At 57.6% G+C, this 11,207-nt stretch carries 7 protein-coding genes and 2 pseudogenes; 3 read left to right on the top strand and 6 right to left on the bottom strand.

Annotation, left to right across the window (positions count from 1 at the left end; translation table 11 throughout):
- Positions 1-188: pseudogene (locus XI04_RS03840) on the top strand (ABC transporter permease); the annotation flags it as partial.
- Between the two features lie 1,389 nt (positions 189-1,577).
- On the top strand, positions 1,578-3,245 hold the full coding sequence (locus XI04_RS03835; RefSeq protein WP_271623488.1) for a N,N-dimethylformamidase beta subunit family domain-containing protein: 1,668 nt from the start codon (positions 1,578-1,580) through the stop codon (positions 3,243-3,245).
- 295 nt (positions 3,246-3,540) lie between these two features.
- On the opposite strand, the gene XI04_RS03830 is transcribed toward XI04_RS03835, so the two are convergent.
- The 6 genes from XI04_RS03830 to ectB form a co-directional block, all read right to left on the bottom strand.
- Complete coding sequence (locus XI04_RS03830) at positions 3,541-4,446, bottom strand: NAD(P)H-dependent flavin oxidoreductase (protein ID WP_271623500.1); 906 nt, start codon at positions 4,444-4,446, stop codon at positions 3,541-3,543.
- A gap of 1,397 nt (positions 4,447-5,843) precedes the next feature.
- Positions 5,844-6,434, bottom strand: a complete 591-nt coding sequence (locus XI04_RS03825; protein WP_109143077.1) for a YecA/YgfB family protein — start codon at positions 6,432-6,434, stop codon at positions 5,844-5,846.
- A 32-nt stretch (positions 6,435-6,466) separates the two neighbouring features.
- Positions 6,467-8,029 carry an IS66 family transposase gene (gene tnpC, locus XI04_RS03820; protein ID WP_109145706.1) on the bottom strand — a complete coding sequence of 521 codons (1,563 nt, stop codon included), beginning with the start codon at positions 8,027-8,029 and terminating at the stop codon, positions 6,467-6,469.
- A gap of 50 nt (positions 8,030-8,079) precedes the next feature.
- Entirely contained in the window at positions 8,080-8,433 is a 354-nt protein-coding gene (gene tnpB / locus XI04_RS03815; RefSeq protein ID WP_109143076.1) for an IS66 family insertion sequence element accessory protein TnpB, read from the bottom strand.
- Positions 8,430-8,891: an IS66-like element accessory protein TnpA gene (tnpA, locus tag XI04_RS38790; protein ID WP_442869383.1), complete on the bottom strand. Its 462-nt coding sequence runs from the start codon at positions 8,889-8,891 to the stop codon at positions 8,430-8,432. Before tnpA ends, tnpB begins: the two co-directional genes overlap by 4 nt.
- A 373-nt stretch (positions 8,892-9,264) precedes the next feature.
- Positions 9,265-10,533 carry a diaminobutyrate--2-oxoglutarate transaminase gene (gene ectB / locus XI04_RS03805; protein ID WP_271623499.1) on the bottom strand — a complete coding sequence of 423 codons (1,269 nt, stop codon included), beginning with the start codon at positions 10,531-10,533 and terminating at the stop codon, positions 9,265-9,267.
- A 410-nt stretch (positions 10,534-10,943) separates the two neighbouring features.
- Between ectB and XI04_RS03800 the strand changes: the two are divergent.
- Positions 10,944-11,057: pseudogene (locus XI04_RS03800) on the top strand (transposase); the annotation flags it as partial.
- Between the last annotated feature and the right edge of the window lie 150 nt (positions 11,058-11,207).

The raw sequence follows: 11,207 nt of genomic DNA, 5'->3' as shown, positions 1-11,207 counted from the left end.
TTCTTGGCGTCCTTCGACGAGGGCACAGTCCCCTTCTTCATTTCCGGTATCGATGGGAAAACCAGCACTCGCAAGCTCTTCGAGGACATTGACTACAATCTGACGCCTGTCATCGCCGCTGCGTCCCGCTGATGGTCGTTCTCTCGCTCGTCTTACTCGCTTGTGTAGAATGGCTGCGGCCGCGCAGCGGGCGGCGACCGCTGACATACGGCTTTGGAAGCAGTCAGGCGCGTGCAGCTGAGCGAGGTTTGGGCAAGCTCATTGAACCGCAGTGCCGGACTGACAGGATCAATTCCAGCGCCTGGTCGACAAAGCAACGCAACCAATGATTGGTTCAGGGCACGTGTGCAATCCGGGCATAGAGCTTGTCTTGGCTCGAAGTCTTCCCCAGATCAGCGGCATGCTTCATACCTAGCTTGTTTAATGAACGGCTTGCGATGAGCTGGACTAAGCATTCTTTCTTTCGTCGGAGCTAAACCGGGCTGCACTGTACTCTGCAACAACCACTTGTTCATTGTGAGCTGACGGCCTATCTCTTTCTGAGGCGCTACTCGCGTTGTCTCGACACGTGCTTCCGCAATAGCCAAATTGTCAAATCTGCCAACCAGTGTGGTGTTCGGCAGCCGATACCAAACGGTGTCCGAGTCAAGAATCCAGAGCTTCCAATTGTGTATAACATCCTGCTTCAGAAATTTGCGTGCGGATCCCGATTGGTCATTTTCAAGTCGTAGCATGCGAGGTAGGTCGGCATCTAGATTCTCTATTTCCGGGCCATAATGGCATCAGTCGTCTAACGCTGAGTCAATCCAGTCATGTAAGCTCGCGATGCGTTCGTCATCTTACTCCCTGCTGCCAGCCTGACTCTTAGGCGCCATAAATCGCCGCACGGCGAGTTGAGCCACTCTCAGCTTGTCAGCCGAGAATCAGAAATGTGCGACCTGCTCATGGCAGCACAAGCGACTCTTAACCTCATCGGTCCGCGCAAAAGCTGTCCGTAGTAGGTCGACCATGCAGATTTTCACCCATGGTGCGTATTAGCTTGGCGAATTTCTGCGCCCCCGTGCGCGTACTCTGAGCATGACAGACGCTGTCCCTGACGATTCGATCAACCTGACGCGCTATTTGGCCGGGAGCAAGTCTCGCGAGCAAACTCCTAGAATGCGCCGCTCGGCCGCGAGTGAAGTAAATGGGAGCCTTCTATGCCGTACTACTCTTTTGATCTTGTAGTTGGGAAAGACTACAGCGACCAGGGGGGATAATTCTAGAAAACATCGAAGTCGCTGCCGATCGAGCGGATCCGCTTGCGCTCGAACTCTCTGTCGTGCGTCCGGACCTGAACCTAAATGGTAGCTCGGTCCGCGTTATCAGCGCAGACACATCGAAGTATAACGAATTCCCTCGTCTCGACATCGGTGAAATACCAGACCCAAGGTCCAGGGTGGCTGCACCGGAGCGAGCAGCTGCCCTTCATGAGAGAACTACTAAGATGGCATTTTCTACGCCATGTCGCAATTCCAAATGTATCGGTCGCGCGCGACCGATTATTTTTAACTATGGAAAGGCACGAGCTATCCAACATGTCGAAAGCACAAAAGGGTACTGCTGGGGTGCGACCCGCAGTTGGGGCGTGGCCGCCACGCAAAATTTCTGGTGCTGGTCAGGCCTCAAAGAGTATTTGGGTCGAAATACCGGAAAAGACCGGGACTTCTGCGGCTTGGTGCTATAGCGACAAAAGGAGCTATCGCGCCGGCGAGACGGTAGGTTTGTTCATTTCAGCCAACATCGAGCGACTTGCGATCAAGATTTACAAGGATGGATTGAAGCAAAACCTGCTGCGAGAGTGGAGAAGCGTTGCTGTTGCTTTCCAGGATACATCCGACCAGTGCTACACGAACGGGTGCTCATGGAAAGAAACAATATCGCTGGAATTGCCTAAGGATCTCGCGCCGGGCGCTTACATCATCGAAATGAGGGAGTATGGTTCTGCTCTCTCGACACCTCCTATTGGGCACCACATCTTCTTTGTGAGAGCTGAGGAGGGTAAACGCGCCAACGCAATCCTCTTGATCGCTTCCACTTGCACATGGAGCGCTTACAATGATTGGGGAGGCGCGAGCCATTACAGAGGCCTTCATCCAGAATATCCCCAAGGAGCATGTCCTGACCTGTCCACCCAGAGGCCCTGGGCGCGCGGCCAAGTGTGGCTACCTCCCGGGGCACCCCGCAACGTATCCAAGTTTAGGCCCCGCCAACCATCGGCACCCAATCAGGACGCAAAAAACTGGGCGTTCGCCAATGGCTACGCGCGTTACTTCGCATCAGGCGGCTGGGCAACATACGAGCGGCCATTTACGATTTGGGCGGAGCAGCACGGATATGAAGTTCATGTGATTCCGCAGGACGATCTGGAGCTCAATCCGGGATGCTTAAGCAACTATGCTTGCATGGCGATCGTCGGACATGATGAATACTGGTCCAGAGCGATGCGGGAGACCGTCGACGCATTTGTGGAAAGAGGAGGGAGAGTTGCCCGCTTCGCAGGTAATTTTACCTGGCAGATTAGAGTTTCGAACGATGGCACAATCCAGACCTGCTACAAATACTTGGCCAGAGAACGTGATCCCCTTCGTCAGGATAATCCTGCGCTCATGACCGGTGCATGGGAAGATCCGTTGGTGAACTACCCGGGCGCGGCGACATTCGGCGTAAACTCTCTTCGGGGCAGCTATGCGGGCATCTATTCAATGGCGCCTCGCTCCTGCAGGGGTTTCAATGTCTTCCGACACAAGCATTGGTCCCTGGCAAATACCGGGCTGGGCTACGCCGACATGTTTGGCGATGAGGCAAATATATTCTCATTTGAGGTTGACGGCCTGGACTACGAATTCGTTGACGGGCTTCCTGTGCCTCGCGGCACAGATGGTGCTCCGGAGGGGCTCGAAATCATAGCTATGAACTGGGCAACCAAGGCGGAGTACGGGCTTGACGAACATGCCTACTATCAGTCCTTGTCAGATACTGACGCAAGATTCGCAGCGGCGATTCTGGAGGGCAAAGACGATTTCGCCACAGTGGAGAAGCATGCTCGCGGGAGCGGGATGATGGTTTCGTTCAAGCGAGGTGAAGGCGATGTGTTTTGCGCTGGAACCTGCGAATGGATCAATGGTCTGATCGAAGCAGACTTCTACGTTCAGACCATCACAAGCAATGTTCTCGACAGGTTCATGACGGGCAAGATACGTTAGCAACGATCGATATGTGCACCACGTCAGGCTAACTCCGCCAAGGGAAAGCTGCGCCAATGAGGCTTGTCGCAGCCCTAAGCTGGCGGAGCTACCCGTCCCGCGTAAGATGCAGTTGCAAGCGCTTGGTCGTAGGCGCAGCGTTCGGCGTCGCGCGAAGGATAATTTGAGCTCGCCTGCCAATGATGTGGATCGATGCGAGCTAAGCGAGTGGCCCCTCAAGCTGCCTGACCTATCCAAGCGCAAACGCCGACTGGTCACTCTAGAACAGGTGACCGAACTAGAGAAGTCACCTTATCTAGAGTTTTTGCGGAATCCCGTCTGGTAAAGCCTCTTTGTATTGTCCGGCGATCTCGTATACCAGTTCAGCAGCCCCTACGATCGAGCGCACGCCTGAAACGGAGTGGCCTGCACTCCAGATATCGATCCAGCGCCGGGGCCCTTTAGTCAAATCCTTTCCACCATAGAGTTGCGTGGCGCGCGGTTGGGAGTTGGCTTCGTCGAGTTTGGACGGGTCAAGACCTGCGGCTACGATCGAAGGCCTTAGCATACTAACGTCCAATCCCGTAAAGGCTCTAGTCAGCATTACGTCGTCTAGCGTACTGGCGACTAACATTTCGCGGTAGGGAACGCTGGCCATACTCTCACGTGTTGCAATGAAGCGAGTCCCCATGTACCCGAGATCACACCCAAGCAAACGTGCTGCCGCAAGGGAAATGCCATCGCTTATTCCGCCCGCAAGGGCGATAGTGCCGTCGAAGGCGGCACGAACGGCCCTCACGAACGCAAACGGATTGGCCCAACCAGTATGGCCTCCGGCTCCCGCGGTAAGCAGAACCAAGCCGTCCGCCCCCGCTCGGGTCGCCTTTTCAGCATGGCGGAGCGACGGAACAGCGGCGAGCACGAAACAGCCGATTTCGTGCAAAGCGTCGGTCACCAAGCTGGGCGATCCCATGCTGGTTATGACAATTTCCACCTTGTGACGCAGCAGGCAGGCAAGGTCATCCTTTAATCGCGGATGTCGTATGATCAAGTTTGGACAATAGGGAGCTGACGGCCGATCTAGCTGAGCTTGATGATGATCAATTCGAGTTAGCCAGTCATCGAGCTCCTCAATCGATCGGGCATTCCCGGTAGGGAAGGCGCCGATCGCTCCAGACCGACAGACAGTGGTCACGAGCTCTATTCCCGACACGGAAAACATCGGCGCGACCACTAGCGGTACGGTAAGCCTGGATGCGATAGCCGCCGGCAATCGGCTTCTCCGGACACGTGCATTCACGGGTGGCTCCCCCTCCGAACGGAGTTATCTGCGGGCCAACGGGGCTCAGTTCGACAGGTTGCTTTTCTGACGTCAGTGCATTTTGCAATCTGCATTGCGGTCGACGTGATGAGCGAGCGCTTTTCGCAGTGAACGCCCTCATGTTGCGCGAACTGTGGACAGTCGCGACAGCCGTGATCGCGATTGAGCAAAGGCAGGTCGTCCGAGCGAAATCGACGAAGTGTGTCGCCGGAATGGCTCGCATGCATCGGGAGCATTGAAAAGAAAATACCTGTGGGGTTGAACTCTGAGTCAGTCGTCTCTGATTAGACGGCGCTCCGTAAGCGAGCAATGGCATACGCCTTTGTCCGGGGTAACTCTCAAAGAAGGGGGTTGACTAGAGGCTGACAGTTGGAGAGCGCCAGTTGACGTTTTGCGTTTGATGCACCTACCGGGTAGAAAAACTAATCTAGTAGGGAGAGCTCGTGTTGGGGCCGTTGTAGGCGACTTCGCAAAGCATTCACCACGGTCCTGCACGGTGCAGTCGACGACCACAAGTATTTCCGCGCGTGGCTCGAAATACCAGACGCCTTCAAGAAACGATGCCATTAGCGAAGGGCCCTGCTAGCGACTATCCCGACAGCGGTGTCACCGTGTCTGTCTGAGCAACTACTGGCCTAATCAAGTCCTCGCCGGATTTCCGGAAAAGCCAATCATCGTTCACAATACCCTCCCTACGAGCCTTAGTATTGAACCTCCCGGTTCACTTTGGGATAAGTCGTACACGCGCTTCTCGACGGACCAAGGCCCGGCAAGCCAGCACGTAAAATCAGGAGCCCACATACAAGAAAAACACCCCGCATGATTACAGCCATGATCTTGAGGATTTCCTGTCCCCGAAGGTCGTTGCGCACGCATAGTCTCGCGGCTTCTACGAGAACGACCTCCTCATTCTTGTTAACGTCTACGAGCGAATAGCCGTCGCCGAGGATAATGGGGAGCGATCGGACGAAAAGTTTGGTACGTCGGCCCTTTTTGTCGGAATGCCCGCCGCTATCGAGACGTACTCATTGAAATCGAACCCTGTCGAAAGCTGGACGTCTTTCTGAATAGCGGCTTGGTCGTAGACGTGGAGGAAGCGATAGATTTGTAGCGGACTAACGGCTCATTCCACTTTTAGCACCTTGGCGGTACCACAGGCTCTTAAGCGCGACACGATGCTATACATCAGCGTTTCGTCTCGTCCTACCTGGTTTGGCCAGTTCTGAGGACGGGGGCTAGGTCGTGTCCCGAGCCAAGTGATTTAGCGTAACCGGTATGAGCTCCCACGTCTGCGGTGATCAGCGAGCGCGGGCGTAGCGGATCGGCATCCAGTATTGCCGCAAGGCCTCGACCGCCGCCGGAATATCGGCGTGGGCGTTACGCAGAAAGTTCTTGGTCTCGCGGCCGCTTCGTGGTGGTCCCAGCAGCGGACGGCCCTGATCGTCGCGACAATGCAACAGGATAGGCAGAATTAGGCCGTGATTGATGCCTCTGGCGTCCAGCAACGGGGCCCAGGCCGATAGTTTGAGCCGCATCGCGGCATAGAAGCCTTGGCACCAGGGTCGCGGATCGACGTCTCCACTGGGTTTGCGGCGGTGCATCGGCGCGAACCGGTCGGGTGCGGTCGAGAGGGTGTTGCTGATGTCGTTGTGGCGCAGCGCGACGGCCGATATGGCTGCGAACTCCGGGGTGCCGCCGTGGTTGAAGGCATCGGCATCGATGGCGAGCAGCGGGCAGATCCAGTCGAGTGGACTCATCGACACCGGTCCGGCCACGATTGCGGCGACGTAGCCGTCGAGCATGGGGAGACTGGTGGCGGCAGGATGCTGATCGACGCGAGCCTGCAGCCATCGCTCGAGCTCCGCAAGTGACATCGCGGCGGCGGTCATCGATGACGATGCTTCTTTATGGCGACGTCCCCTCACGCGGCGGCCTGTGCGGTGCGCTGGCGCGCAGCCTTCCAGTTCCAGGCGAGCAGCTCGTGCAGTTGATGGCTTCTGGTTCGCCCGGAGACGATACGCTCCAGCACGTCGGTCAGATAGGCTTGCGGATCGAGTTCATGGAGCTTTGCCGTGTTCACGATCGACGCCAGGATCGCCCAGCTCTCGGCGCCGCCTTCGCTGCCGCTGAACAACGAGTTGCGTCTTCCCATGGCAATCGGGCGCATGGAACGCTCGACTGTGTTGGAATCGACCTCGATGCGGCCGTCGCGGAGAAACAGCGTCAGCCCGTCCCAGTGATTGAGCGCATAGTTGATCGCCTCTGTCAGCTTCGACTGGGAGAACAACTGGCCGACTATCTCGGTCAGTCGCGCCTTAAGCGCTGCCATCAACGGTGCGCTCCTGATGCGACGGGCGGCCAGCCGCTGCTCCGCACTGCTGCCACGGATCTCCACTTCGATGGCATAGACCGCCTGCAGCCGCTCGATCACCTCGCGAGCGAACGGCGACTCGGTCGTTTTGAACACCTCGACGAATTTGCGGCGGGCATGGGCGAGACAAAAGGCGAGCTGGATCGCGCCGCCATGACCGCGGGCCAGCGCCTTGTAGGCGGCATACCCATCCACCTGCAGAATGCCGGAAAAGCCGGTCAATTGTCCGGCGATCGCCTCGGTGCCACGGCTGTCGGCGAACACGTAGGCTACCGCCGGCGGCGAGGGCCCACCCCAGGGACGGTCATCCATGGCATGCGCCCAGAACTGGCAGATGCGGGGGCGATGTCGTCCGGGGTCGAGCACCGGCATCGGCGTCTCGTCGCAGAACACGCGCGGCGCGGCCTGAATCATCCGCAACTGCAGCTCATAAAGGCTCTTGAGCCACCAGGCGGCACGCTTGACCCAGCCAGCGAGTGTTGCGCGGTCAAGATGGATGCCCTGGCCGGCCAGGATCTGCACCTGCCGGTACAACGGCAAATACCAGGCGAACTTCGAGACCACCACGTGGGTCACGAGGGCCGTCGACGCCATGCCGCCCTCAATCAGGCGCGGCAACACCTTCGCCTGGACCACGCCATCGGTGCAGCTGCGGCAGCCGTATTTGGGACGGACCGTCCGCAGCACCCGCAGGATCGCCGGGATCACGTCCAGCACCTCGCTGACGTCCTCGCCGATCTTGTGAAGCTGGCCCTGGCAGCATGGGCACGCGGTTGCGGCCGGCTCCAGCACCTGCTCACAGCGCGGCAGGTGTTTTGGCAGCGCCCCGATGTTGCGGCGCGCCTTCTTGCGCGGCAGCTTGCCAAGCGGCTTCGCCGCAGGCGCGTCGTCGTTGGCAACTGCAGGCGGCGTGACGCCGGCCTCAAGATCGTCCAGTTCAAGCGCAAGCTGCTCGGCCATGAGCGCGGCAAGCCGCTCCGAGCGCTTCCCGAAGATCATCTCCTTGAGCGTTTGCATCGCCACACGCAGCTTCTCGTTCTCGGCGTCAAGCGCGAGCACCATCTCGGTCAGAGCGGCTGGATCAGTCGGGAGAACGTCGGGGCGAATCGCCATGAACGGACCATACATCCGCGCGCCGCAGGCTCCAGCGAAATCCTCGCCTCTCAGCCGACAACGGACGGCTGCTTCACAGGCTTGGGTGACACACGTGTCCACTCAAGTCCGTCGAGCAGCATCGCGAGCTGCGTCGCACTGAGATGCACCACGCCATCGCGGATCGGCGGCCAGGTAAAATGCCCCTGGTGCAACCACTTCGTCACCAGGACCATGCCGCTGCCATCCCACGCCAGAAGCTTCACTCTGTCCATGCGTTTGCTGCGGAACACGAAGACGTCGCCACAATACGGGTTCGCACGCTGCGCTTCGCTCACCAGCGCCGACAGCGTGTGCACCGACTTGCGGAAATCGACCGGCTGTGTCGCCAGCACCACCTTGAGGTCAGATCGTAGCGCAATCACCGGATGCCCCGAAGCGCCGCCAGCACGGTCGACAGCGTCGCCAGCTCCACGCCCGGTTCGACCCGGATGCGTGCCCCGTTCACCTCGATCTCAACCACCCCGCAAACCTTGGCCGGCGGCGCGGCGATCTCCAAAGGCTTCGTCTGTAGCTGCGAAATACGCGCGGGCTCGCCAGCTGTCCCGCTACCGCTCTCGGCACCAATTTGGATCGGCACGAAGTTCGGCGCCTTGCCCACCACCGCCGCCGCAACTTGGCGTCGCCACACCGTAAGCAGTCCGCGCGAAACGCCATTGCGCCGCGCCACCTCGGAGATGTTCGCACCCTCCTCAAAGCTCTCCGCCACGATCCTGGCCTTCTCCTCACCCGTCCACCGACGCCGTCGGCGCTCCCCCGTGATCACCTCGACGCGACGATAGGAGTCACCTTCCTGCCTGGCATCAAGCATGGCATTTGCCATCGTTCCACCTCCACTGATCAGCTCATGCCAGGCTGTATCGCGCGCACGCCGAGGAGTGGCTAGGTGGGGGCCTCATGCCGGTTACGATTTAGCAATGGCGATGTTAGGATCGTAAGCGTCTAGAAAGCCTCTGCGAGATCCCGCGGGCCTACCAACTGGGTGGAAGGCTACTAAATCGTCTGGGCTAGTAGCCGCCGTCGCACCGAGGCTGTTCAAGCCATGGGTCGCAACCAGCCAGACAGAGGACTTCATATTTCGGGCTTACACACCCAACCACAGGCGATGGTTGACGCAAACCGAGCCCAACGGTGTAGACCGACATGCAGGTCTCGCATGGTAACAAAGGGCAGAGTCTCTCCTGCGATCGCCCTTCTTAGTTCGACGTGATCCTCACTTCGTGCAGGGTTTCAGCCAGAGCTCGCTCAAACAGTTCAAGGCCTTCATCGATTATCTCTCGGTCGATCGTGAGTGCCGGTATGAACTTTACAACCTGATCGGCGGGCCCACATCGTTCGAGCATAACCCCCTTCTCGAAGGCCTTGCGCGTCGTAGTCGCAGCTATTTCGGGTACTAGACAATCAAAGCCCAGAGCCATCCCACGGCCTCGAACCACAAAATGGTTTCTATGCCTTGACGCAATGGCCTCAAGTTGCCGTCGCATATAGTCCGCTATTCGCTGGATTTGCTTCGAGAACGTCGAGTCCCGCCAATAAGTATTTATAGCCGCAGTTGCAGACGCAAGTGCGAGATTGTTCCCTCGGAAAGTGCCGGTGTGCTCTCCTGGCTGCCATGCGTCGAACTCCTCTTTGATCAGCAACATGGAAAGTGGGAGACCATACCCACTTAGCGACTTTGACATCGCGACAATGTCGGGCGACAACCCCGCAAATTCGAAGCTAAAAAAGTCACCCGTCCTGCCGCACCCCATCTGGATATCGTCGACCACAAAAAGGGCGCCAACTTCATTGGCAATAGCCTGAACTGCTCTCAACCATTGCTTGCCAGCTACATTAATGCCACCTTCACCTTGCACGGTTTCCACCAGAATGGCCGCCGGATGATCAATCCCGCTACTCTCGTCGTTCAAAAGTTTTTGCAGGTAGTTGGCGGTATCGACAGCTGAGCCAAAATAGCCATCAAAAGGCATGAAGGTTGTGCCGCACAGGGAAACGCCACCAGCTGCACGATAAAACCGATTACCGCTCGCGGCGACCGCACCTAAGCTCATTCCATGATAGCCGTTTGTAAATGAAATGACGTTTTGACGCCCAGTAACTTTGCGGGCAAGCTTTAAAGCTGCCTCGATAGCGTTCGCACCCGTGGGTCCGGTGAATTGAAACCGATATTTAAGGCCCCTATCGTGCAGGATGACAGAGCTGAAAGTCTGCATAAAATCAAGCCTCGCAGGCGTCGCAATATCGAGACCATGGACAAGGGAATCGGATGCTAAATACTCAGTGAGAGCCTCCCGAATTTGATGGTTGTTATGGCCGTAGTTCAGTGCTCCGGCACCAGAGAAGAAGTCAATGACCTTCCGACCATCGTCGGTTAGCAAAATAGAGCCCCGAGCGCGGCTGAAAATGGCCGGAAACGAACGTGAGTATGCGCGAACATTGGACTCGAGGGTTTCGAAACGTTGCATTTTGTGCGACGGGTTGAATGTGTTATCCATGGCTGTCTCCTCGGAGTTGGTTCAACAAACAAGCGCGTTATTTCAGAGATCTCCGTCTTCTAGCGGACGGCTCTTCAGGGACCGCATCTTCCCGATGTTGGTCGCATCTCCCCTTGGTTAGCTGAGACGCTGACCTCGGCGAACCTACTAAGAGTGGTAGTACTGTTGCGCTTGCTAAGAGTGGCGAGCATGGTCTGGATCACTGTGCCCATTTTTCGGAGGACACAAGCCAAGATGCGCAACGTATCTTTCCGCTCGGGCGGCGGGTTGCGTGTCCGTGAAGAAGGCGCCGATGAACCTTGTAGCTCACCTCAAGCTGACCTGCCACTGCGTATTTCCTCCAGAAGGAGTTAGAGTCCGGCCCGAAGAAGGACGGACAGATGAAGCGAGCAAGGTTCACGGAAGAGCAGATTATCGCGGTATCGAAGGAGCATGAGGCTGGGGCGAAGACAGCCGACCTGGCTCGCAAGCACGGTGTTTCCGAGGCGACGATCTAGAATTGGAAGGTCAAATTCGGTGGCATAGATGTTTCGATCGCCGACTACAATCTCCAGCGGCCTCACTCGTCGCTGAAATACCTGACCCCCGTGGCCTATCCCGCCCACCTCACCGCAACGGACGATCGGCTGCGCAACCCCGACCAG

The organism is Bradyrhizobium sp. CCBAU 11430, assembly GCF_028128855.1.
GTDB classification, from domain to species: Bacteria; Pseudomonadota; Alphaproteobacteria; order Rhizobiales; family Xanthobacteraceae; genus Bradyrhizobium; species Bradyrhizobium ottawaense.
Note: the sequence above shows the minus strand (reverse complement) of the source record. Positions and strands in the feature narration are given on the sequence as shown.

Excerpts from the sequence above, each read along its gene's own strand:
- ectB (WP_271623499.1), bottom strand. The coding sequence starts at position 10,533 with ATGCAACGTTTCGAAACCCTCGAGTCCAATGTTCGCGCATACTCACGT.
- tnpC (WP_109145706.1), bottom strand. The coding sequence starts at position 8,029 with ATGGCGATTCGCCCCGACGTTCTCCCGACTGATCCAGCCGCTCTGACC.
- XI04_RS03835 (WP_271623488.1), top strand. The coding sequence starts at position 1,578 with ATGTCGAAAGCACAAAAGGGTACTGCTGGGGTGCGACCCGCAGTTGGG.
- XI04_RS03825 (WP_109143077.1), bottom strand. The coding sequence starts at position 6,434 with ATGACCGCCGCCGCGATGTCACTTGCGGAGCTCGAGCGATGGCTGCAG.
- XI04_RS03830 (WP_271623500.1), bottom strand. The coding sequence starts at position 4,446 with ATGTTTTCCGTGTCGGGAATAGAGCTCGTGACCACTGTCTGTCGGTCT.
- tnpA (WP_442869383.1), bottom strand. The coding sequence starts at position 8,891 with ATGGCAAATGCCATGCTTGATGCCAGGCAGGAAGGTGACTCCTATCGT.